Annotated in this window: 19 protein-coding genes; 14 read left to right on the plus strand and 5 right to left on the minus strand. The window is 68.4% G+C overall.

All coding sequences use genetic code 11. The annotated features are described in order from the left end of the window. Positions 1-68: 68 nt before the first annotated feature. Positions 69-1,277 carry a class I SAM-dependent methyltransferase gene (locus OV208_RS36400; protein WP_267578549.1) on the minus strand — a complete coding sequence of 403 codons (1,209 nt, stop codon included), beginning with the start codon at positions 1,275-1,277 and terminating at the stop codon, positions 69-71. A 504-nt stretch (positions 1,278-1,781) separates the two neighbouring features. Here OV208_RS36400 and OV208_RS36405 point away from each other — a divergent pair. Further along, positions 1,782-2,876, plus strand: coding sequence for a hypothetical protein (locus OV208_RS36405; RefSeq protein WP_267578550.1), 1,095 nt, complete (start codon positions 1,782-1,784; stop codon positions 2,874-2,876). A 26-nt stretch (positions 2,877-2,902) separates the two neighbouring features. Here OV208_RS36405 and OV208_RS36410 read toward each other — a convergent pair whose 3' ends face one another. After that, positions 2,903-3,520 (minus strand): glutathione S-transferase family protein, encoded by a 618-nt coding sequence (locus tag OV208_RS36410; RefSeq protein WP_267578551.1) that lies wholly within the window; start codon positions 3,518-3,520, stop codon positions 2,903-2,905. Next, positions 3,520-4,506, minus strand: coding sequence for an RNA polymerase sigma factor (locus OV208_RS36415; RefSeq protein WP_267578552.1), 987 nt, complete (start codon positions 4,504-4,506; stop codon positions 3,520-3,522). The genes OV208_RS36410 and OV208_RS36415 overlap by 1 nt, the downstream gene beginning before the upstream one ends. Positions 4,507-4,931: 425 nt before the next feature. On the opposite strand from OV208_RS36415, the gene OV208_RS36420 reads away from it, so the two are divergent. Next, positions 4,932-6,311 carry a pyridoxal phosphate-dependent decarboxylase family protein gene (locus OV208_RS36420; protein ID WP_267578553.1) on the plus strand — a complete coding sequence of 460 codons (1,380 nt, stop codon included), beginning with the start codon at positions 4,932-4,934 and terminating at the stop codon, positions 6,309-6,311. A gap of 64 nt (positions 6,312-6,375) precedes the next feature. On the opposite strand, the gene OV208_RS36425 is transcribed toward OV208_RS36420, so the two are convergent. Beyond that, positions 6,376-7,458, minus strand: a complete 1,083-nt coding sequence (locus tag OV208_RS36425) for a Hint domain-containing protein (RefSeq protein ID WP_267578554.1) — start codon at positions 7,456-7,458, stop codon at positions 6,376-6,378. A 613-nt stretch (positions 7,459-8,071) separates the two neighbouring features. Between OV208_RS36425 and OV208_RS36430 the strand changes: the two genes are divergently transcribed. The 5 genes from OV208_RS36430 (at position 8,072) to OV208_RS36450 (ending at position 15,816) form a co-directional block, all read left to right on the plus strand. Beyond that, a complete protein-coding gene (locus OV208_RS36430; RefSeq protein WP_267578555.1) occupies positions 8,072-9,274 on the plus strand; it encodes a hypothetical protein in 1,203 nt (400 codons plus the stop codon). Positions 9,275-9,433: 159 nt separating this feature from the next. Continuing rightward, positions 9,434-12,193: a S8 family peptidase gene (locus OV208_RS36435; RefSeq protein ID WP_267578556.1), complete on the plus strand. Its 2,760-nt coding sequence runs from the start codon at positions 9,434-9,436 to the stop codon at positions 12,191-12,193. Between the two features lie 145 nt (positions 12,194-12,338). Continuing rightward, entirely contained in the window at positions 12,339-13,448 is a 1,110-nt protein-coding gene (locus OV208_RS36440; RefSeq protein WP_267578557.1) for a serine hydrolase domain-containing protein, read from the plus strand. A 112-nt stretch (positions 13,449-13,560) separates the two neighbouring features. Continuing rightward, the gene (locus OV208_RS36445) at positions 13,561-14,967 is read left to right on the plus strand and encodes a serine hydrolase domain-containing protein (RefSeq protein ID WP_267578558.1); all 1,407 of its coding nucleotides are present in this window, start codon (positions 13,561-13,563) and stop codon (positions 14,965-14,967) included. A gap of 246 nt (positions 14,968-15,213) precedes the next feature. Next, positions 15,214-15,816: a hypothetical protein gene (locus OV208_RS36450; RefSeq protein WP_267578559.1), complete on the plus strand. Its 603-nt coding sequence runs from the start codon at positions 15,214-15,216 to the stop codon at positions 15,814-15,816. Positions 15,817-15,859: 43 nt separating this feature from the next. On the opposite strand, the gene OV208_RS36455 is transcribed toward OV208_RS36450, so the two are convergent. Beyond that, a complete protein-coding gene (locus tag OV208_RS36455; protein ID WP_267578560.1) occupies positions 15,860-17,308 on the minus strand; it encodes a M20 family peptidase in 1,449 nt (482 codons plus the stop codon). Between the two features lie 347 nt (positions 17,309-17,655). Between OV208_RS36455 and OV208_RS36460 the strand changes: the two genes are divergently transcribed. From OV208_RS36460 to OV208_RS36490, 7 genes are all read left to right on the plus strand, one after another. Continuing rightward, entirely contained in the window at positions 17,656-18,597 is a 942-nt protein-coding gene (locus OV208_RS36460) for a GNAT family N-acetyltransferase (protein WP_267578561.1), read from the plus strand. A gap of 186 nt (positions 18,598-18,783) precedes the next feature. Further along, a complete protein-coding gene (locus OV208_RS36465) occupies positions 18,784-19,830 on the plus strand; it encodes an acyltransferase family protein (RefSeq protein WP_267578562.1) in 1,047 nt (348 codons plus the stop codon). Positions 19,831-19,983: 153 nt separating this feature from the next. Beyond that, complete coding sequence (locus tag OV208_RS36470) at positions 19,984-20,892, plus strand: GNAT family N-acetyltransferase (protein WP_267578563.1); 909 nt, start codon at positions 19,984-19,986, stop codon at positions 20,890-20,892. 530 nt (positions 20,893-21,422) lie between these two features. Next, positions 21,423-21,938 carry an OmpA family protein gene (locus OV208_RS36475; protein ID WP_267578564.1) on the plus strand — a complete coding sequence of 172 codons (516 nt, stop codon included), beginning with the start codon at positions 21,423-21,425 and terminating at the stop codon, positions 21,936-21,938. A 135-nt stretch (positions 21,939-22,073) separates the two neighbouring features. After that, positions 22,074-22,532 (plus strand): hypothetical protein, encoded by a 459-nt coding sequence (locus tag OV208_RS36480; RefSeq protein ID WP_267578565.1) that lies wholly within the window; start codon positions 22,074-22,076, stop codon positions 22,530-22,532. A 199-nt stretch (positions 22,533-22,731) separates the two neighbouring features. Beyond that, on the plus strand, positions 22,732-23,124 hold the full coding sequence (locus tag OV208_RS36485) for a hypothetical protein (RefSeq protein ID WP_267578566.1): 393 nt from the start codon (positions 22,732-22,734) through the stop codon (positions 23,122-23,124). Between the two features lie 93 nt (positions 23,125-23,217). Then, on the plus strand, positions 23,218-23,615 hold a 398-nt coding region (locus OV208_RS36490; RefSeq protein ID WP_267578567.1), incomplete at its 3' end, for a hypothetical protein.

Genomic DNA, 23,615 nt, shown 5'->3' on the forward strand with positions numbered 1-23,615 from the left:
GCGAAACTCCCTCACCCCCTTCGTGAGAAAGTTCCGGAAGCGCCCCGGTGGAGTCGAACCGCCCCGTGCTACCTGGCGGCGGGCACGAGGCCGTAGAGGGTGGTGACCTCCCGGGAGCGCGCGGCGTGCAGGGGGTCCGCCGCGTCCTTCGCCTTGGCGTGCCGCGCGGGGGTGGACTTCCGCCACGCCACCGTCAAACCGCAGCGCGCGAACTGCTCCTCCAGCCACCCGGAGGGACGCAGACCCAGCAGCACCGCGAGGTCCGACAGGAGCAGCAACCCCTCTCCCCCCGGGGTGAGCGCGGCGGGGAGCCCTTCAAGGAAGCGACGCAGGAACTGGCTGTCCTCGTCGAACACCGCGCGGTCCACGCGGTTCTTGGGCGGCTCGGGAATCCATGGCGGGTTGCAGACGACGAGGTCCGCCTTGCCTTCCGGAAACAGGTCCGCCTCCGCCACCTGGAAGTGCTCGGAGAGGCCGAGCCGCTCCGCGTTCTCCCGTGCGCACGTCACCGCGCGGGAGTCGCAATCCGTGGCCTGCGCGGACGTCGCGCCGCGCTGCAGGAGGAGGAAGGAGAGCACGCCGGTGCCGGTGCCCACGTCGAACACGCGCTTGCCCTTCACGTCCGGCACGGCCGCCAGAAGCTCCACGTAGTCGGTGCGCGTGGGTAGGTAGACGCCGTAGTGCGGATGGAGCAGGCCCTTCAGGCCCGGGACGGCCAGGCCCTTGCGCTGCCACTCCGCGGCCCCGAGCATGCCGAGCAACTGCTTGAGCGGCACGACGGTGAAGTCCGTCGTGGGCTCGCCCCACACCTGCCGGCACGCTTCAGAGACGTCCGGGGCGCGCGCGAGCTCCAGGCGGTAGTTGCGGTCGAGCGCGACGACGATGCGCGACAGCGTCGAGTGCTCCAGTTGCCGCGCGCGGCGTTCGGCGCGGAACGCCTCCAGCGGCGAGCGGGCCTTTGGAGACCGTTCGATCCGCCGGCCCAGCGCGCCGAGCAGCTGCTTCGCGTTGTGGAAGTCGCCGGTGTAGCGCAGGAACTCGCCCCGGCGGACGCGCTTGAGCGCGGTGTCGGCGCTGAGCGCGTCATCCACGGGGGACAGGCGCGTGGGCGCGGGCTCGTCACTCTCCGAATGCCAGGTGAACGCGGCGTCGGGCGGAAACTTGAAGGGCTCAGCGGTGGGCTGCGGCTTCTTCTGGGCGGCGGCGGGCTGCTGCCGTTTCTGCGCGGCGGCGGGCGATGGCTTCTTCTGGGCGACGGGGCGGCGGGGCGGGGACATGGGCCTGGGGTAGCACGTCCGGGTCCCACCGTCGCGCACGCGGTGGGGCAGGGGGCTGCGCGTGCAACCCAATCCTTGGCGGAGATCTACACACCCTGAGTCCAGCGGTTCGTGGACACGCCCCGCGCGGGCGGGGCGGAAGGGAAGGGGGGCGTCTTCACTTTCGACAGGGCCCCCGCGCCGGAAGCCGGTGATGAACACTTCGTCTGTCCAAAGCTTCACGGCACGGTGTCAAGGCATGGCCGCTGGGGGCACGGGGGCGTCCTGTCCTGGAAGGCCGGCCGTCCCCTGGGGGGCGTTGGGACGGTCCCTGGGCGCCCCTAGCCTCAAGGACCCTGAACCGACCAAAGGCCCCCGATGACGAACCCCCATCGCCCATGCCGCTCTCGTTTCGCCAGGCCCCCGGTCCTGCTGCTCGCCCTGTTTTGCGTCGCGTGTGGGGTCGCCGGCAGGATCGAGGACCCGGAGCAGGTACTCCTTCCTGGGGAGCCAGCGCCCCCGCCCGTGGAGGAGCCGATTCCTCCGGCTTCGATTCCGACTCCGCCCCCGGTGCCTCCGGCCCCCGCCGGGCTTCGCTCCGTCGCGGCCTGGGAGCGGCTGTTCCTGGCGGAGTGGGGGCGTGCGCACACCCGGGACTTCCTGAGCTGGAGCAACTCGCGCGACAGCTGGAACTTCTACAACCTCGCCTATGGCATCGACGCGAACACCGCGATGTACCGCGCCACCGGGAAAAAGCAGTACCTGGACCGGGCCCTGCTCTACGTCAACAACCTGGTGGCCTCCGCCTCGCGCTCCTCGGTGCTCCCCCAGAGCCAGTTCAAGGATGGGTATCTGGGCTGGGCCTCGGCGCTCTCCCAGCCTCAGGGGCAGGAGGTGCCGTTGTATGAGAGCTATTGCTGGCGCTACGTGACACGGATGCTGCGCGTCATCCGCGAGACGCCCGAGCTCTACACCGCCGATGTCTACCGCTCTCAATACGAGCGGCTGCTGGCGTTCTCGGAGAAGAACGTCTTCGAAAAGTGGTTCCAGCGGGGAGCGAACGACAACCTCTATCGCAACCGCACGCACATGGCCGCGCACTGGGCCTTCATCTCCATGGACCTGTCGAGGATGACCACGGATCCCAACCGGAAGGCCCGCTACCTGGAGGTCTTCGACAACATCAACCAGGGCCTGCCCAACTTCCCGTCGTCCTTGCGCGCGCAGTTGGAGCTCAACCCCGACCACCCGACGGCCTACTTCTGGAATGACCGGTGGGGCTTGAAGACGCAGCCCGGCCAGGATGTGGCGCACGCGAACGGCGTCATCGCCTTCGTCGTCGAAGCGCACGAGGCGGGCATGACGTGGACGGACAATGACATCCACCGGTTCATCGTGATGCTCGACACCGTCATCTGGCCCGCGCCCGAGGCGTATGCGCAGTACGTGGATGGTTCGGGAGCGGGGGATGGCTGGTTCAACGACGGGCTGATGAAGCTCGGGCGCTACGACATCGAGCTCCAGCGCCGGCTGGAAGCGCATACCGTCGGGCGCAACAGCCAGTTCTTCGCCAACGGAGCGCTCAACGTGCGGCTGCTGTCCGAACAGGCCGCGCAGTAGGTCGCGCGGCCTGCCCGGGAGGGCGTCTATTTCACGGGGAAGAGGTGCAGGTAGGGCCTCGCCTCCTCGAAGACGCGCGCGACCGGGGGCCGTGCGAGGAGCCGCTCGAAGTACGCGGTGAGGTTCGGGTGCTGGAGGGGCTCGATGCGGGCCGCGTAGAAGAGCGCGGGGGCGGCGGCGCAGTCGGCGAGCGTGAACGCGTCGCCGACTGCCCACGCCCTGCCGCGCAGGCGTGCGTCGAGGACACCGTACGCGGTGCGCAGCGTGTCCCGTGCGCGTTCGACCCCGAGCACATCGTGCGCGCCTTCGGGCCGCAGCAGGTCGGTGACGATCTTGCCCACCGGCTCGTTCACGTGCAGGTCGAACACCCGGTCGAGGAACCTGCACTCCAGGGCCTCCTGCCGGTCGGAGGGGATGAGCCCCGGGCCCAGGTGCTCGACGATGATGCTCGACTCGGCGACGACGCGGCCGTCGTCCTCGAGCACCGGGAAGCGGCAGAAGGGCCAGAGTCGCGCGAGCGCCTCGCGGTCGGTCGCTGCTCCGAGGTCCACGAAGCGTCGCTCGAACGGCAGCCCGAGTTCGTAGAGCGCGACGAGCACCTTCTGGCAGAACGACGAGAGCGGGTGGAAGTGGAGCGTTCGCATCAGCAGGCTCCGTCGATCCAGAAGCGGTGGCCATTGGAGCGGAACGGCACTCCAAGCTCCGTGCACACCTCCGCGAGCAGGTCCGGGTTGAAGAAGTAATTGGCCAGGTGCGCGACGCGGCCCTCCTCGAGGCGTACACGGGTGAGCGCGCGCACGGCCTCTCCGTCCGCGTGCGAATACCAGTGCAGGAGGACCTGTCCGCCACGATGCTCGCGGGCTTCCACGCGCGGCGCGACATTGCGCGCGCCCTGGATGAAGCGCGGCTCGATACCGCCGCGCCGCTCGGCGTCCACCAGGCGCGCGACACCGAAGAGCATGCCGTACAGCACGGTGCGCCGTGCCGCCTCCGGGCCGTACTGCGTCGTCGCCCCCACCACCTCGACGACGGCGCTGTCGAGCAGGAGCGCCGTGAGCGCGTCCAGGTCTCCCGCGTTGAAGGCGGCGCAGAAGGCGTCCAGGGCTCCCGGGGCGGGCGCGCGCGCCGGCGACACCTCGGGGTCCGCGAGCTTGCCGCGCCCTCGGTGCAGCGCCGCCTTCACCGCGCCGGTCGTCGTCGAGAGCGTCTCGGCGATGTCCTCGAGCGAGAGGTCGAAGACGTCCTTGAGCACCACCGCCGCGCGCTCCTGTGGCGCGAGCGTCACGAGCAGCGTCCCGGCCGCCTCGCGCGCCGGGCGAGGGTCCGCCTGTACCAGCGCGGCCTCCGCGGGTGCGTCCTCCGGCCGCATCCGGCGTGCGCGGTCGATCCACAGGTTCGTGGCGACGCGCAGCAGCCACGCGCGGGGGTTGGGCGGTGCGGCTCCCATCTGGCCGAGCGTGACGAAGGCTCGCGCGAGGGCGTCCTGGGTCAGGTCCTCGGCATCCCACGGGCTGCGGGTGAGGTAGCGGCTGTAGCGGAAGAGCTCGGAGCGGTGGGGCTCGTAGACGTCGAGGAAGTGCTGCCACGCGCTGCGCAGCGTCGTCGGGAGTGGGTCTGGCGGTGGGGTCATGCAGGGAGAACGGATGAGGGCACCGGAAGGATACGTCCCCCTGCTCAACCCAGCGACGTGAGGACTTCTCCACCTTGGCCCACAGTGCGGCACCCTCGCCCGTCGCCCCGGGTGGGGGGGGCCAGGCCCGGCGGTTTCACCCGACATCGAGGACGCACGCGGGCCCCGTGGAGGGGGATGTTGGAGCAGGGGGGCAGGGGAGTGCATCGGCCGGGTGTCTCATGGGCGGCGGGCCGGCCGGTGGCGCCGTGGCGCTCGTCCCCCTCTGCGCATCAAGGAGAGGGTGGCGGCGCCTCCAGGCACCTGGGGGCCGAGGGCCCGCGCGACCGCGGACGTAAGCGCTGATGCGCTCGCGCGTTCTTCAGGGGCTGACGCATGATTCAGGAATCCTCCCTCACCCTGATGGATCAGGGCCCCTGGTGACCATGAGCGACGTCCTCTCCCGTGATCTTTCCCGGCTCCCGGACCTGCTCGAACAGGCCCGCGCGAGCGCCGTCGAGTTCCTCACTGCCTTGCCCGAGCGCCCCGCGGGTATTCGCCCCGCGCCGCCCGAGCCGCTCGGGCTGCCCGACGCGGGCCTTGGCGCCGAGGACGCGCTCGCGCTCTTCCGCCGCCGCTACGAGGCAGGGCTCTCCGGCTCCGCGGGGCCGCGCTACCTTGGCTTCGTCACTGGCGGCACCACGCCCGCGGCGCTCGTGGGCGACTGGCTCGTCTCCGCGTACGACCAGAACCTGAGCAACGGCGGTGACTCGCTCGCCACCAGCGTGGAGCGCGAGGCGTTGGGCCTTCTGCGCTCCCTCTTCGGTCTGCCTGACGCCTTCGAGGGCGCCTTCGTGAGCGGCGCGACGGCGGCGAACCTCGTCTCGCTGGCCACCGCGCGGCAGTGGGCGATGGAGCGGCTGGGCCATGACGTGAGCGAGGAGGGACTGTGGGGGCTGCCTCGGCTCGCGGTGCTGGGCGGCGCGCCGCACGCGAGCGTGCTCAAGGCGCTCTCCATCCTCGGCATGGGCCGACGCGCGGTGCAGGACGTCCCCTGCCTCCCGGACCGGCCCGTCATGGAATTGAAGGCGCTGGAGGCGCGACTCGCGGCACTCGGCGGCGCCCCGGCCATCGTGCTCGCGGGCGCGGGGGAGGTGAACACCGGGGACTTCGATGACCTGGAAGCGGTGGGGCAGGTGTGCCGCCGCCACGGAGCCTGGCTGCACGTGGACGCCGCCTTCGGCATCTTCGCCGCCTGCAGCCCGGCGCACGCGCACCTGCTGCGGGGGCTCGCCCACGCGGACTCGATCGCGGCCGACGGGCACAAGTGGCTCAACGTCCCCTACGACTCCGGCATCGTCTTCACGCGCCACCTCGTGCAGCAGGAGCGCGTCTTCCGCGCGGTGGCCGCCTACCTGGGGGCGGGGCCGGATCTGCTGCACCGCACGCCGGAGAACTCACGCCGCTTCCGGGCGCTGCCCGCGTGGATGACGCTCATGGCCTACGGACGCGACGGGCACCGCGCCCTCGTCGAGCGCTGCTGCGCGCTCGCTCGCGGCCTGGGAGAGGGACTCGCGGCTTCACCGCACTACGCGCTGCTCGCCCCGGTGACGCTGAACATCGTCTGCTTCGCGCTGCGCTCGGGGGACGCCGCGCGGCGCGACCGCCTCCTCGCGGCGTTGCAGGCCGACGGGCGCGTGCACTTCACCCCCACGCAGTACGCCGGCCGCCCCGGCCTGCGCGCGGCCTTCTCCAACTGGCGCACGGGGGAGGCGGACCTCCCCGTCATCCTCGCGGCGCTGGAGGCCGCCGCCTCCGGCGCCTGACACGGGGCTCACCGCGGTTGGGACGAGGAGCCGCGGCAGGCCCTCGGGTTCTGTCTGGAGGGCGCTATCTCGGGAGCACTGACGCAGGAATGCCGCGGAAGACCAGGACCCGGTTCATGTACTCCACGTCCTCGCTCTGGAAGCGCGCGGAGCCCACCAGGAAGCCCTGCGCCACCAGGATGTTGGCGACCCGCTCCCGTGACTCCGGCTTCACGTTGTAGACCTTGCCGAAGTGGGAGGTCTTCTCGACGGAGAGAATGACGTCCGGTGTGCCGTCCTTTCGCAGCAGCTCGTCGCCCACCTGGAGCGTCTGCGCTTGCACCAGTCGGCCCTCGCTGGTGATGACCGGGTGCTCGTGGGTAACACGCAGCGTTCCGCCGGACTTCGTGCGGAGCTCGAAGAGCACGTGTCTGGCGTCGCGAATCTCCGTGACGTAGCTGAACACCTTGCCCTGCTGAAGCGGCAGATCCTCGAGCGTGGCGTCTGGATGGAGGGTGAGAATATCCTCGCGGCCCTGCTGCATGGCCTCGACGATGTTCACCTCTCCCGTGCTGAACTCCAGGCGCTGGTCCGGCGCGTAGCAGGCAGACTCGCAATAGGCGACGACGAAGTGGTCGCTCGTCCACCGCTGCGTCCCGGCCTTGTCCGTGTAGAGATCGCAGTCAGCCAGGGTGGGGGAGGGGAAGAGCTGGGTGCCGCCGCCCGTCACGGGCGTGTTCTCGAACGAGGGGTACAGCGGACGCACTCGCGGCGAATAATGAGACCATTTCCAGTAATTGCTGGTCGGGCGTCCCATGGGCTCACGAAAGACCGAATACATCGGCGTGGATTCGAAGAGCGCGTAGGCATGGTAGTAGTTGACGTTGTACTGATGGATGTTGCCCGTGTATGCGCGGCTGGTGTTGGACTCCTTGTAGTCCTTCGCCCAGGCGAAGCTCGTGTCGAAGGCCCTGTTGGACACCATCCAGGATTCTGGCCCCGCGGGATTGAGATTGCGCGTCAGCCCGCACCTGCGTGCCCATTCGATGCGGGCAATGGCCTGTTCCGGTTCCAGGTCATCCGTGCTGCAGCGCCACTCCTGTGTCGGCTCCGCGCCCGCCAGGCCGGGAACGAAGAGGAGCGCCGCCGCATTCAGCAAGTATCTCAAGAGTGGATTTCTCATGGGCTCGTCGATGAAAAACACCGTGAGTGAAGGAAGACAACGCCGTCAGAACAGGCACGTTGCCTCAAGTCTTCGCAGCCCGTCCAGGGCCGGACCCTGACAGGGCTTGCTTGACTATTCATACTTTCCGTGAAATCCTGGCATCTCCCACATGAAGGGCGGCGGATGCAGTCGCCGACCTGAGCGGACCGTCCCGGGTCCCTGACGTGGGTATCGCCGCCGCAGGCCCGAGTGCTGAGAGGAAGGCCCTGATGCCCTCGCGTGAGAGGGGGTGGCAGGCGTCTGTTGCTGTTTACGTGAGGGGAGAAAGATGAAATCATACGCGAAGCAGTTGCCGTGGTGCGTGATGGCACTGATTCTGGCTGGATGTGGGCGCGACGTGATGCCAGAGGCGCAGGTGCCTGCCGTAACGGGGACGGCCAAGCAGGGCATCATCGCCGCCTGTCCTTTCAACTCACCGGTCCTCGACATGGAAAAGTCCCTGGTGGTCCGGGACCTTTCAGTTGTGAACGACCCGTGCCGCACCCAGTCTCCCTGGACTGGCACCGCGTCGTGTGCAAGCCCCAGCAGCAAGGGGCAGTGGAACTTCGGCTATCTGATGTCGCAGATCGCGGGCAACAAGGACGCGGTGGGCACGTCGGACTTCGTGCTGAAGTGGCTCAACACCTGGATGACGGATCAGGTCGTCAATGGCCATGTGATGGGGGCCCGGACCGGGATGCTCAACGGCAATCCCACGGGGATGGGAAAGTTCATCAAGACGTGGCGGGACAAGAGCTTCTGCCCCGCGAGTGGCGCGTGCACGCTCGACTTCAATCAAGCTCCGTTCCGGCTGCTGGCCATCGTCAATCGCGTGGACCTGAGTGGGAGTGCCTATGGTTCGGAAAGCCCTGGCGAACTGCGCTTCGTCTTCGGCTTTGTCGACCTCAACGGGCTCGCCACGACCACCAACGGAGCGATGAAGGCGACGGTCATCCTCGAGTACAAGCTGACCCAGCACAACGACGTTTTCGGCTGGGCGCAGGATTGGTATTCGCTCGCGGCTCGCGGGTGGGGAGAGCCCTTCAACGTCGCACTGGGGCAGCTCACGACCCGGGTGACCCAGTACAACCCGAGCGTGATCTCCGGTGGCTCCGCGCTCAGCCAGGCGCGCACCAATGAGATAGAGTTCGACACCAACACGCTCGCGAACAGGGTGTGGGAGTTGCGCGAGCAGAAGCGCGACTGCGCCACGGGCACCTGCTTGTTGCGTCCCGACACGGTCAAGCTGACCCCGGACAGCTTGTACAACAAGAGCGCCTCGTTGGATGGGTATCTGCTGGCCAACGCGGGGCTCATCAATGCAGAGGACTTGAGCACCCTGCCCGCGGTCATGGTGGGAGGTGCCTCCCGGTCCCCCGGAGCGCAGACGCTGCAACTGGTCTGGGACCTGACGGATGGGGCCCAGGGCAGCTACCAGCAGAACGGTGGCACGTTCGCGACGAATACCCGACACCTGTTCGCGCTGCAGACCTGCAACGGTTGCCACTACGCGGAGACGCATTCCTCCAACTTCCACGTCGCGCCCCGCTCCATCAACATGCGGGCCGCGCTTTCGAGGTTCGTCGCGCCCACCAACGATCAGGGCTCGCTGGAGGCGAACCCCTGGGACCTGTCCCAACCCCTCCAATACCACACGTTCACCGACCCCGTGGACTTCGAGGATCGGCAGTACAACGACCTGTGGCGCCGTCAGTGTGAGATGCAGCGCCTGCTGAGATTCATTCCCGAGCCGCTCTTCAAGCCCAGCGGCGGTCACTGATGTCCGAGCCGGGCGGCGCTTCCAGGCGCCGACCCTGCTCGCGTCGGGATGGGAAGAAGGAACTGGCGGCTGGCGGGCCCTGTCTGGGGTCCGCCGCCGCTGACGGGTTCCGTCGTGGAGTGCCGTTGCAGCCCTTCATCTGTGAGGAGCTTCTTGGTCATGACGGACCGTGTCCGGCGGGAACGCGGATGGTGCGCGGCGGGGAGGGTGGGTCTGGTCCTGGGGCTGTTCGCGCTCCAGGGGTGCGACAGCAAGGAGGCCGAGGGAGCCCGCGGCGGTTCCCCTCAGGCCCCCCCGGTGCTCCAGCACGTGGAGGGCGAACTGCTGGTGCGCTTCCGGGAGAAGGACTCCCCCTCCGCGATGTCCGCGACGAGCGCCGCATGGGGCGCGAAGGTCGTTCATGGGTACACGTCCCTGCCCGGCCTGCGAGTCGTCCGGCTGCCACCGGGCACGGACCTGGAACGGGCGCTCGCGGCCTATCGGCTCGATCCTGGGGTGCTCTACGCCGGGTACAACTCCATCTACTCCAGCAACAGCGACGTGCCGAACGACCCGGAGTTCGAGCGTCTCTGGAGCCTGCGGAACACGGGGCAGTCCGGAGGGCTCACGGGGGCGGACATCCAGGCGGCTGGCGCCTGGGGTGTCACCACGGGCAGCAGTGATGTGGTGCTGGCCACCATCGACAGTGGCATCGACTACACCCATCCGGATCTGGCTGCGAACGTCTGGACCAATCCGGCGGAGCTCCCCGGCAACGGGATCGATGATGACCGCAATGGCTACATCGATGATGTGCATGGCATCAACGCCATTGGAACGGGTTCGGGGGACCCCATGGATGATGGCAACCATGGGACGCACGTCGCGGGAATCCTGGGTGCCGTGGGCGGCAACAACCTGGGAGTGACGGGCGTCAACTGGAAGGTGAAGATCCTCGCCTGCAAGTTCCTCGACAGCGCGGGCAATGGGGTGGAGTCGGATGCGCTCAAGTGCCTGGACTACTTCCTGGGCTTGAAGACTCGCGCACACCACCCGGTCAACATCGTCGCCACCAACAATTCGTGGAGCTGCCGGACACGGAGCTGCAACTCCCCCGCGATGCGCGATGCCATTGCTCGGCACATGACGGCGGGGATGCTGTTCGTGGCGGCCGCTGGCAACGTGAACGCCAACATCGACGTCGCCGAGAGCTGGCCTGCCCGGCACGATCTGCCCAACATCCTCGCGGTCGCGGCCACGGACCGGAAGGATGCGCGCTGGGGGCTGTCCAGCTTCGGCCCACAGACCGTGGCCCTGGGTGCGCCCGGGGTGGAGATCCTCAGCACGGTTCCTGGCGGCCTCTACCGCGCCTTCAGCGGTACCTCCATGGCCTCGCCCCACGTCACCGGCGTCGCCGGCCTGCTCGCGGCCCAGGACCCCACGCGGGACTGGAAGGCCATCAAGAACCTTCTCCTTGCGGGGGGCCAGGCGGTGCCGAGCCTGGCCAACGTGACGCTGACCGGCCGGCGCCTGCGGGCCTGGGGACCCCAGGGGAGCGGCGCGCTGAACTGTGACAGGCAGTTGCTCACCCGGAGGCTGAAGCCCCTGCTGTCCTCCAGCCGGCTCACGCTCGTCGTCGGCGGCTCCCTGCCCGTCGCGGTGCTGAACATCCATTGTGCCGCGCCGGGGGGCGAGGTGGTCGTGACGGTGGCTGGCCGGGGTCCGGCGGTCCTCCGGCTGGTGGACGATGGCGCGGGGGATGATCAGGCCGCTGGAGATGGCATCTACACGGCGCGGTTCATCCCGGAGGACGCGGGCTCCTACGCCCTGGGCTTCCCGGGAGGAGAGACCGTCTTCGTGGACGTGCTCAGGCCCTATCTCTCCGTGAATGAGCGTCCCTCCACCTATGAAGTGATGACCGAGGATGCGGTCCGCCTCGATGACGCGGGCGACGAGACGGTCAGCGTCATCGGCCCGCTTCCGTTCCCCCTGCGGTTCGCCGACGTGCAGCCGGGGTTCACCACGCTCCATGTGGACAGCAATGGGAGGATCGGCTTCGCCCCCGGGCTCTCGCTCGCGGCCAACTCCGCGCTTCCTGCCCCGTTCTTCTCCTCGGCGATCCTGCCGCTCTGGCAGAACCTGGAAGTACCGTCACACCTCCCTTCAGGCCTCTTCTACGAGGTGCTGGGAGAAGCGCCCCACCGCAAGCTGGTCATCGAGTGGCGCGACGCCCTCTACGCGGGGGTCTCGTTCTCCACGCCGCTCACGTTCCAGGTGGTGTTCCTGGAGGGCAGCTCGGACATTGCCTTCAATTATGCCAACGTCATTCTCGGCTCGGACGAGTACCCGGAGATCGACAATGGAGGAGCGGCCACGGTGGGCATCCAGACGGCCCCATCGGCGGCGCTGCAGTTCAGTCATCTCGCTCCCAGCCTGAGCAACGGAACCAGCCTGGTGTTCAGGACGTCCTCGCCACACCCTCCGCACAGGCCCGTGGTCTCTGCGCCGGTTCTCGTCTCCGCGCTCCCTCGGGAGGACAGCCCCATCACCCTCCAGGCCTCCTTCCGTGACGACGGCCAGCAGACGGGGGCGTGGACGGTCGCGTGGGACTGCCACCACGATGGTGCGACCTTCAAGCCAGAGGTGGAGCAGTCAGTGGGAGCTCCCGGCAGCGTGAGCACCACCTGTGTCTACTCCGAGGGTGGGCGCTATGGCGTGGCCGTGCGTGTGACAGGCCAGGACGGTATCTCCTCCGAGGTGCTTTCGACGGTCTTCAGCGTGGGTGATGTCACCCCGGGGAGTTTGTCCTCGGGCTCGGACCCACCGCGCGAATCCGAGAGCTGTGCCGCGATGCCCTGGAGCGCCATTCCGCTTCAGGGGCTGATGCTGCTCTTGCTGACGGGACTGCTGCGCGGGAACAGGTCGGGAATGCGTCCCTGAAGGACGGTCGCCCACCTCTCCACCCGAGGCGACGGGAGCGGGTCCCACCTCCAGCGCGTGCCGAAGAGCGGCCGTCATGCGGTGACAGAAACGCGGCGCTCCGGTGCTTCGTACGCACACCGCGGATTCACCTGGAAGGCTCTGGATGGTCACCCATCGGTTTGGTCGACGCGTGCTTGGCGTGGCGCTATTGCTGTGGATGTCGGGTTGCGACAAGGACGAGGGCCCCGTCTGTGAGCGGCTCTCGCCCCGGTTGCAGCGCGCGCTTGAGGAAGCCGTCCTGGCCGAGGACCTCCCCGGGGCCACGGCCTCGCTGCGATTCCAGGACTGCACGTGGCGGGGCTCGGCGGGCGTTGCCACGGTGGAGCCCGCCACCGGGCTCAAGGCCGAGGACCGGCTGCGCGTGGGCAGCATCACCAAGAGCTTCGTCTCCGTGGTGGCACTGCAACTCCAGGCGGAAGGGACGCTGTCCCTGGATGCGCCACTGGCCACCTGGGTGCCGGACTTTCCCCGTGCGGACCGCATCACCGTGCGCCAGCTCCTCAACCACACGAGTGGCGCGTTCAACTACACAGACAGCCAGGCCTTCCTCACCCAGGTGGAATCGAGCCCCGGAAAGACGTGGAGCGCCGAGGAGCTCATCTCGGTGGGGGCCGCGGATTCCCCCTCCTTCGAACCCGGGACGCGCTGGGAATACTCCAACACCAATTACATCCTCCTCGGCCGCATCCTGGAGTCGGTGACAGGGATGCCGCTGGCGCAGCAGCTTCGCACGCGCATCCTCCAGCCCCTGCACCTGGACAGCACGGGACTGGAGGGCGCGGAGCCGCTGCCGCCGCTCACCGTGCGGGGCCATGCGCGGGACCCGCGCGATGGAGCGTGGATGGACCTCACCGACTTCATCCATCTGTCCGCGGCTGGCGCGGCCGGTGCCTTGAATTCCAGCGCCGACGACCTCAGCGCTTTCTACCAGGCCCTCTTCGAGCGCTCGTTGCTGGCCCCGGCGCAGCTCGCGCAGATGACGGACTGGGTGGAGACGCCCATCCCGGGGATGCCTGGGTATGGCCTGGGGCTGGTGCGGGCCGTCACCCCGGTGGGGCCGGGCCACGGCCATGACGGCGGCATCCCCGGGTTCTCCGCCCTGGCCTTCTACCTGCCCGAGCGCAAGGCTTCGCTCGCGGTGCTGACCAACCGCGAGGGGGCGGACGTGTCGCGGATCACCGGGAGGCTGCTGGACGTGCTCGCCACGGAGTGATGCCTCACTCTGGCCCTGGCCGGTTGTCTCGTATTGCCTTCACGCGGTGGGGGACAGGGTGCTTTTGTGGGGGGCGCCGTGGGCAATGGCTGTCCAGGCGCCTGGAGTCTTCATGCGCGGTTCCCTGCAATCCATTTCAGTGGTCGCTGTCTTCATCCTTGGCCTGCTCACGGGTCGTCCCGCCGTGGCGCACGACTCGCTCCGGGACCGGATCGACGCCTACGTCCGCGCGGAGCAGAGGCGGCAGGGCGTGCCCGGTCTCGCCGTGGGCGTCGTGAGCCACGGCCGGGTCGTGCTGGTGAAGGGGTACGGCTCCGCGAACCTGGAGCATCAGGTCCCTGTCGGGACGGACACCCTCTTCCAGGCGGGCTCGCTGGGGAAGATGTTCACCGCGACGGCGGTGATGCTCCAGGTGGAGGCGGGCCGTGTGTCGCTGTCCGACAGCATCACGAAGTACTTCCCCGACGCGCCCGCCACCTGGGCTCCCATCACGGTGCGCCACCTGCTGACGCACACGTCGGGCCTCCAGGACCTGGACGGACAGATCGACGAGCGGAAGGACTACTCGGACGATGACTTCGCGAAGTTCCTCTACACCCTGCCGCTGGATTTCCCCGCGGGGCTGCGGTTCAGCTACAGCAACTCCGGCTACGTGCTGCTGGGCATCCTGGCGAACCGTGTCACCCACTCCACGTATCAGGAGGTCCTGGGCCGCCAGGTGTTCAAGCCCGCCGGCATGAAGACGGCGCGTGGCATCAGCGAGGAGGACGTCATCCCGAACCGCGCGGCCGGCTACCGGATGAGCGGCGGCGTGGTGAAGAACCAGTGGTGGGTTTCACCTTCGCTCAACACGACGGGGGACGGGTCTCTCTATTTCTCCGTGAAGGACCTGCTGGCCTGGGAAGAGGTCGTGGATGAGCGTGCCATCCTGACGCGGGCGAGCTGGAGGGAGATCCTGTCGCCCGCGAAGCTCAACAGCGGGGCTTCGTATCCCTATGGCTTCGGGTGGGAGGTGAAGGAGCGAAACGGCAAACCGATGCATGCGCACACAGGTGCGTGGCAGGGGTTCACGTCGGCCTACATCCGGTTCCTGGGCGATGAGCTGTCCATCGTCGTGCTGGCCAACTTGAGCCAGGCGGACCCCAGGGGCATCGCGGAAGGCATCGCGACCCTCGTCAATCCCGCGCTCGCCGTGCCGCCGCTGAAGCCCATTCCGGACCTGGAGCCGCAGGTCACCGCGCGGCTGGCGACGCTGCTCGAGCAGACCCGGGCCGGAGCGTGGGACCCGGCCATGTTCGCGTACGTCCCCTGGTGGTTCGTGGCGGAGGCCGGGCCGTACTACCAGGGCGTCCTGCAAAGCCTGGGACCGGCGGGACCGCTGGTGCTGGCGAAGCGGGAGACGAAGGGCGATGACCGCTACTACACGTACCTGGTGCGGTTCGGTTCCGCGACCTGGCGCTACACGGTGGCATTCGTGCCGGATGGCCGCGTGTCCGCGTTCAGCCTGGATGAGAACTAGCGGCAACCGCTGTCACCCGTAGGCGACGGCCGCCCTGCCCACCGTGCGTGGGGCGACCGCGTTTCGAGTGCCGGGGTCCTGTCTTCCTTTGGTACGAGCCTCCTGTTCTGGCGAACCCAAGGACTTCACGAAATGTCGAGAAGCAATCGATTGCGTGCCGAGGCTCCATGCAATTGATTGTCTATCTCTCTACCATCACCCAGCCCAGCCTGAATCGCAGGAAGAAGATTCGCGGAAGGAAAAATCATGTCGGGTCCTGCAATTCCTGAATCAATGTTCTTCGCCAACATGCCAGGGGGAGCGCTGCCACAGCTTCTCCCTGATCCGGCGAAGTTCCGTGCAGCCAGTGCGAAGAAGTCCGGGGTTCACACAGGAATGGCAGGGGCGGATCCGTGTGGTTCGGTGACGAGGAGCGCCATCACGGGTCTGCGTGCCAAGATCGAAGCGGCGCGCATCGTCGCGCAGACCAACGCCAACGACAATGGAGAGGGCGCACCCGGCGCTGAATATCCAGGCGCTGCGACATCCAGCCTCGCCGTTTTGACCATGGCGCTGGATTGGATAGATCAGCTTCATCTGTGGCTCGACACCAATGGCCTGTATGTCGCGCCGGACGATAGAGTGACAAACACCAGCGCAGCGTTCAACGTCTGCGCGTACTGTCGAGAGATCTCCAGCCATCTTCATCACGCGCGACACTGGGCCGCGGTGAGTGCCGCTTGGAATTCAAGCAGGAATACGGCCCAGCCGGCGCGAGACTGCGTTGAGCGAGCCTCCGAGGCGCTTTCGCTGCTCGACCCACTGGCCGCCAATGCCGCGCGCTGCTACCTGTCGGCCTACTTCCCATGAGGCGGAGACAACAACAGGCTCCTCTCATTCCATCAGACAAAGCCTAACGCGTGGTGTTGCGCAGGTACTGCGCGTAGAAGCGGATGGCCGCTGCGTGCGCCGCGACGGAGAGCCGCTCGTCGCGGCCGTGCATGCGCCCCAGGTCCTCGCGCGTCATTCGCACGGGCATGAAGCGGTACACGCTGTCGCTCAAGGGATGGAAGTGGCGGGCGTCGGTGGCCGCGACAGTGAGGAAGGGCGCGACCAGCACGTCCGGGAACACCTGACGGATGCTGCGCTGCAATTGCCGCCAGCCCTCCGTGTCCAGGCTCGACACGGGCGAGGCCTCGTCGCCCTCGACGAGCAGCTCCACGCGCGCGTCGTCCACCACGTCGCGCACGTGGGCGCGCACGGCCTCCAGGCTGTCGCCCGGCAGCGGCCGGACGTTGAGCACCGCGCGCGCCTGCGCGGGCAGCACGTTGGGCTTGGGGCTGCCTTCGAGCATGGTGGCCGCCAGGGTGGTGCGGATGCTGGCGTTCGTGGAGGGCGCCCCGGCCATCTGTCGTTCGATGAGGGGCGCGAAGAGCCACGTGTTGGCGAAGAGCAGGCGCATGCCGAAGCCCATCTCCGGCCCCACGTGTTCGAACAGCGCCCGCGTCCCGCCGCGCAGCCCGGGCTTGAAGGGGTGCTCCTCCAGCCGCACGAGGGCGCGGGCGAGGATGTTCGCGGCCGTCTGCGGCGGCGGCATGGACGCGTGCCCGCCCGAACTGCTCACCCGCAGCTCCACACGCCCCGAGCCCTTCTCCGCCACGCCCACCAGCGCCACCGGTGCATCCACGCCGGGCACCAGCCCCACGCCGATGGGGCCTCCTTCGTCCAGCACCGATTCAAGGCGCACGCCCCGCTCGCGCAGCAGCGCGGCCACGCGGGCTGCGCCATCGCGTCCGCCGATCTCCTCGTCCGCGCCGAAGGCGAGCAGCACCGTGCGGCGCGGGCGGTGGCCCTGGGCGAGCAGTCCCTCCACGGCCTCCAGGATGGCGAGCACGCTGCCCTTGTCGTCCAGCGCCCCGCGCCCCTGGATGTAGCCGTCCGCCACCACACCGCCGAAGGGCGGGTGGCTCCAGGTGGCCTCCGCCTCCGCGGGCACCACGTCCAGGTGGCCCATCAGCAGCACGGGATGCAGCTCCGGCTCCGCGCCCTTCCACGTGTAGAGGTGCGCGTGCGTGCCCACGGCCTCATGCCCGAGCTGCGCATGCACGAGGGGAAACGCGGCGACGAGCTGGGCGTGCAGTGCCTGGAAGGCGGCGTCCTGCGCGCCCGTGCCGTCCGAGGCGGCGATGGTGGGGTGGCGCAGCGCCTGGGCGAGGCGGCCCGCGGCTCCGGTGGCATCCACCGAGAACGGCTCGGCGGGCTCGGCGGTCACCTGGCGCGAGCCGAAGCGCAGCGTGCGGACGACAAGCGCGCCCACGAGGAGCAGCAGGAGGACCAGCAGGGCGAGGAGGACACGCTTCATCGGATCGACACTTTCGGAGAGGGCGCCACCGAGCGTAGCAGCAGGCGGACGACGCCCACGCGTTTGCCTTGCGGCACGGCGCTGGCAGCGGGGCGACCGGATTTCAACATCCGGGGTGTCCCGGGGGACGTCTCCAGGGGACTTGCTGAAAGGCTACCCTGCCACGCAAACGCCAGGGTGCGTCCATCCCGTTTCGCACCCTGCGTCACGACATGAAGATTCTCTGTAATGACCCGGGCGGAAGGTCCGTGACCTTGCCTGGGCTCAGTGGGAGCGGCCAGGAGTCCTGGCTGTTCGGCGCAGTCGCGGACGTGGACAGGGCCTGGGGGAGCGCAGAGATGAGGGTGATGCAAGCGAAGGCAGTGCTCGTCCCCGATGAAGGGGCGTCCGCGCTGTCGGAGGACTACTTCCGTTCCGCGCACCACCTGCGGGCCGAACGGGTGACGCATACGCTCGTCATCGAGGACGGGGGAGGCAACGCGCTGCGGATGCCGCTCATCGTGCGGCCCATCGAGGGTACGCCGTACCGCGATGCCATCTCTCCGTATGGGTTTCCCGGAGGCGAGGTGGACGGGCTCGGTGAGGTGCTGAAGGACACGGTGGACTGGCGGGGACCGAAGCTTGTCAGCCTCTTCGTTCGCGAACGCGTCTCGGGCCCGCGCTGCTTCGCGGGCGGGACGGAGCGCAACGAGGTGTTCTTCATCGACCCGCGCCTGCCGGTCGAGTTCCGGGAGATGCACCTGCGGCACATCCGGCGCAACCTCCGGCTGGGCTTCGTGAGCACCGCGCGTGAGGCGCGCGAGGCGCCGCGCGAGGAACGGGAGGGCTTCAAGGAGGTCTACCGGCAGACCATGGTCCGCGAAGGAGCGAGCCTCCGGTACTTCTTCTCCGATGCCTATTTCGAGGAGGTGTTCGCTTCGCCCCGCGCCTGGCTGGTGACGACGCGCTCGCCGGAGGGGCGCGTGGCCTCCGCGGCGCTGGGCGTCAGCAGTGACGGCCTGCTGCATTACTACCTGGGCGGGACGGCGGATGAGCACCTGGCGCGCTCGCCGGCCAAGAATGTCTTCGGGACGCTGGTGGAGCTCTGCACGCGGCTCGGAGTCCCGCTCCATCTGGGCGGAGGTGTCCGGCCGGGGGATGGCCTGGAACAGTTCAAGCGGGGCCTCGCGAACGCCAGCTCCCGCATCCAGACCCACGAGCTGATCTGCGACCCGACGGTGTATGCCCACCTGTCGGAAGGCCGCACCGGCGGCGACTTCTTTCCGGCCTATCGCGCGCCAGGAATCTGAGCGGCGGTCGGGGGGCTGTCCCCGGGTGACGCTGCTCGTGGCGGCCCCCCGACGCGAGGGCCGACAGGTGCGGAGGACGTGACACTTGCCCGAGACCGCGGGGGTCATGGTGGGGGCCCGGGGTGACACCTACCCTCCGACACACTCCGAGCGTTGGCCGGAGGAAGTCAGGAAGGAAGAATCCGGATGAGAAGCATTGCCGCCTCGGATGTGAGCCACCCGCGCCTGATCGAACTGGACGCGCTCCGGGGACTCGCGGCACTGGCTGTCGCGCTGTATCACTTCACCGCCGAGTACAGCGACCTCTACGGGCACTCCGCTCCCCTCTGGGGGGAAGCGCGCTTCGGGAAGTATGGGGTCCAGCTCTTCTTCGCCATCAGTGGCTTCGTCATCCTGATGTCGCTGGAGCGCGTCACCCGGGTCCGGGACTTCGTGTCGAGCCGCGCGGCCCGGCTCTACCCGGCCTATTGGGCCGCCGTCCTGCTCACCTTCACGGTGGTGTCGCTGTTCGGGCTGCCGAACCGTGAGTTCAGCCTCCAGACGGCGCTGGTCAACCTGACCATGTTTCACGAGCTTGTTCGCGCCCCGCATGTGGATACCGTGTATTGGACGCTGACCATCGAGCTGTCCTTCTATCTGTTGATGTTCCTGATCGCATACGCGCGGGCGCTTCCCAAGGTCATCCCCCTCTTCATCGTCCTGGTCTCGCTCCAGACCCTGGCCGAGCTGGCCTTCGAGGCGATGGGAATGCCCTTCGTCGCGCGCCTGGCGAGCCGGCCGCACCTGCAGTTCTTCGCGCTGGGCGTGCTGGCCTTCAAGCAGAGCCGGGGCGAGGTCTCCGTCCCCGCGGCGCTGGCGCTGGTGGGGGTCTGCCTTGCTCACGAGGTGTTCGTCGGGAGCATCGCCCCCGTGCCCGTGTTCGGGGTCGTGCTCGTCCTCTCCTTCGCGCTCTCCCGGGGCGCGCTGCGCTGGCTCACCTGGCGCCCCCTGCTCTTCATGGGGTTCATTTCCTATCCGTTCTACCTGGTCCACCAGAACATCGGTTACGTCATCATCCGGCGGCTCGAGGCCGCGGGTTGGCGTCCCGAGGCAGCCATCGCGGTCGCCTTCGCTGTCGGGTTGCTGCTGGCCACCGTCATCACCTATCGCATTGAACAGCCCGCGCTGCGCGGCTACCGCCAGTGGCGGCGCAAGACCCAGGCGCGGTCGGCTGTCTCGCCACACATCGCATAAGGGCCCCCGTGCGCCCGACGTGGGAGCCGGGGGCGGGGGGCGCTGCGTCGCTCATTGAAAGGATGCGCTCGAATGATGAATCACTCCGAAATCTCGCGGGTCAGGCCTCCGCTCCTGAATCAATGCCGCGCCGTCCTGGTGCCTGACGAAGGAATGTCAGCCCTGTCGGACGACTACTTCCGCTCCGCGCACCACCTGCGGGCCGAAGGCGTGACGCACACGCTCGTCATCGAGGATGGCGGGGGAAGCGCGCTGCGGGTGCCGCTCATCGTGCGGCCCATCGAGGGAACGCAGTACCGCGATGCCATCTCTCCCTATGGCTACCCCGGCGGGGGGCTGGATGGGTTGGGCGAGGTGCCGAAGGACGCCGTGGACTGGGCAGGCACCGGGCTCGTCAGCCTCTTCGTGCGAGACCGCGTCGCGGGCCCGCGCTGCTTCGCGGGCGGGACGGAGCGCAACGAGGTGTTCTTCATCGACCCGAGACTCCCCCTGGAGTTCCCGGCGGAGGCCCGTCGGCAGATGCGGCGCAACACCCGGCTGGGCTTCTTGAGCACCTGCTGTCCGGTGCTCGAGGCCTCGCACGAGGAGCGCGAGGGCTTCAAGGAGGTCTACCGGCAGACCATGGTCCGCGACGGGGCGCACGCCCGGTACTTCTTCTCCGACGCGTACTTCGAGGAGCTGTTCTCATCCCCCGTCGCCTGGCTCGCGACGACCCGTGCCGCGGACGGCCACATCGCCTCTTCGGGGGTGGGGGTCTCCAGCGATGGCTTGATGCACTACTACCTGGGCGGGACGGCGGATGCGGACCTGGCGCGCTCGCCGGCCAAGAACACCGTCTTCGGGGCGCTGGTGGAGCTCAGCGCGCGGCTGGGGATGCCGCTTCACCTGGGCGGCGGTGTCCGGCCGGGGGACGGCCTGGAGCAGTTCAAGCGGAGCTTCTCGAACGCGTCCTCCCACCTCTGCACGCACGAGCTGATCTGCGAGCCCTCGGTGTACGACCGTCTCTCGGAGCGCAGCAGTGACACGGGTTACTTCCCGGCCTATCGCGCGCCGCAAGGCTGAGCGGCCCGCGACGTCCGTTCGTCTCAGGGGGCCCGGCGTTCGCGCCGGCCCGGGGTCGCGGGAAGTGTCCGACCAGGTGGCGCGAGCGAGCGAGTGAACCGGACGACCGTGTCCGGTCCTGAGCCGAGGAGCCTCCCGTGGCCATCAGCAAGCTCGATCCTCGCATCGCCCTGATTGTGATCGACCTGCAGTCCGGCACGGGTGTTGACGACGGATGCGATCACCGACCGCAGCCCTGATTCGCACGAGGGCAGCGTCTCGCGGGTCTTCCCCGTGCTCGGCCAGACGGGCACCGCCTCCGAGGTGATCGCCCTGCTCGACGCGCGTTAGCAGGGCGGTGTCTGGCGTTGCCCGCGCAGCACGGGTACGCGCTTTCGCGAGCCCGCCACGGCACCTCGCGGACGGTGGACAGCAAGGGGGCGGGCCAGCCCTCCTGCCTCGGGGCTTTTCCGTGCTGGACGCGGCGGGTGCGTGTGGGCAGCCTTGTGCGCTGTTCCACCCTCCACGTTTCAAACCCAGGAGTCCTTTCCATGAAGCTCAAGGCACTGTGCCTCTGCGTGTCGCTGCTGGTCCTTCCTGGCGTGGCCTCCGCGCAGGGGGCGCTGGACGCCCTCAAGAAGACCGCGGGCGACGCCGGCAAGGGGGCCGTCGAGAAGCGCGTCAACACGAAGCTGATGGACGAGGGCCGCAAGAACCAGTGCAGCTTCAAGTCGGGCACCGCCGAACTGGACGCCGGCTGCGACGCGAAGCTGAAGAAGCTGTCCGCGGCCCTCATCGACGCCAAGAAGCAGCTCGATGGCGCCGGGGTGAAGAGCTACAAGTTCGAGGTCTCCGGCCACACGGATTCGTCCGGTGACGCAGCGAAGAACAAGAAACTCAGCGAGCAGCGCGCGCAGACCCTCGTCAAGGAGCTGGTGGCGCGCGGCGTGCCCCGCGGTGAAGTCATCGCCGTGGGCTTCGGCTCCGAGAAGCTCCTGGTGAAGCCGGACGACACGGCGGCCAAGAAGGCGAAGAACCGCCGCTACGAGCTGCAGGTCCGACTGTAGACGGCGCCTCTCCGCGTCGTCCTCCGTGCGTTCCGCCCCCTTCGGCCGCGCGACACGGTGTCCGCGGCGGACCGGAATCTTCTGCTAAGACGGGGCGCGGGGCCGGATGACCCGCCCCGTCGCGAAGAGGGGCGCATGCGAAGCATCGCTGGCTGGTTTATCGCCGTCCTGGGGCTCACTGGCTTCGGCGTGGAGATCGACAACCTGCGCAGGGGCACGACGGATTCAACCGTCCTGGGGCTCATTCTCGCCACCGTCTTCGTCCTTGGAGGCCGTGCGCTCATCCGGAGCGCGCGGCGAGCGAAGATGCCGGCCGAGCCGGGGGAAGAACCCGCCGTGGCGCCGCTCCCCGCCATGTCCCGTCGCGACATCGAGCGGACGGTCCTCACCTGCGCGAAGCAGCATGGTGGCCGCGTCACGATCGCCGAGGTGGCCGCTGAGAGCAGCCTCAGCTTCACCGAGGCCAAGACGGTGCTCGAGGAGCTCTCGCGCGCGGGTGCCTGCACCGTCGACGTGACCGAGCAGGGCGCCTTCATCTACGAGTTCAGCGGCCTGATGCCCCGCGAGCCTGCGCGCGAAACACTCGCCCCCTGATGGGGTGGGCCGTCGCGGAAGGGGCCCATGCATCAGGGCCCGTCCTCGCTGAGCATCGGTCCGTGTCTCCTGCTCCCTCTGTGTCCTGCGGCACGCACTCCTCGCCGGTGGTTCCGAGTTGAGCGCGGGCGAGAGTCCTCCACCACATCGCGTCCTGGCCGCTTGAAAGGTGTATGTCCGCCTGCCGAGGCCAGTGCGCATGCTCGCGCCGCGCGAGGTGACGACGTCGAGTGTTCACCTCGCCTGGGAGCGGAGCGACGACAGGAAGTTCCGCGAGTACAAGGTCTACGCCAGCCACTCGCCCGCCTTCGACGAGACGAACGGCCTGCTCGTCCATGTGGGAACCAAGGTCTCCCTGACGGACTTCCAGCTGACGGGCCGGTACGTCGGAGGCAGCCCCCTCGTCTCGGCTGACACCGGCCTCTACTTTCGTGTCTTCGTCCTCGGGGAGGATGGCACGCTCACCGATAGCGCTCCTGTCCTTCCTATGCGCAACTGCCGGCTCATCGGCAGGCGCTTCCGGCTGGCGCACGTGGAGGCGTCGGGAAGCGCTTCCTCCCTGGACGCGGACGCGTCCAGGAGTGACGCGTGAGGCGGGCCTGCCCGGAGGACGCGCGTTGGGCTTCGTGCGGGCACGACTCTGGTCTGCTGCTTGCAACTACTCGGGAAAACCAGGAGAGCCAGCATGCCCTTGCTTCCGAACCTCCCCACCAAGGCCCAGGTCATCGCGCTGACGCGCGCGATTCGCAATCGAATGGATGGCTCGATCGCTCGCGCCGACTTGTTCGGGACCATCGAGGACTTCTGGGCGGACTACCTGGAGATTCGGGGCGAGCGTTACCGCCGGCGGCAGGAGTCGCTCTGCCTCGTCGAGCACAGCGTCTATGAGTTCCTCACGGCGAACCCCCAGTTGGCGCGCTCCGGGAATGTCGGGCACGCGGTGTTCATCAACCTGCTCATGTTCCTGCAAGTCATCCAGGCGGAGCACACGGCGGTCATCCAGGAGGTGATGCCGGAGCCTCAGGTCTACGCCATGGATGCCGACGACATGATGACCGGCTTGGCCTGGCGGGCGCTCAAGGG

This window comes from Corallococcus sp. bb12-1 (assembly GCF_026626765.1).
Lineage (GTDB): Bacteria > Myxococcota > Myxococcia > Myxococcales > Myxococcaceae > Corallococcus > Corallococcus terminator.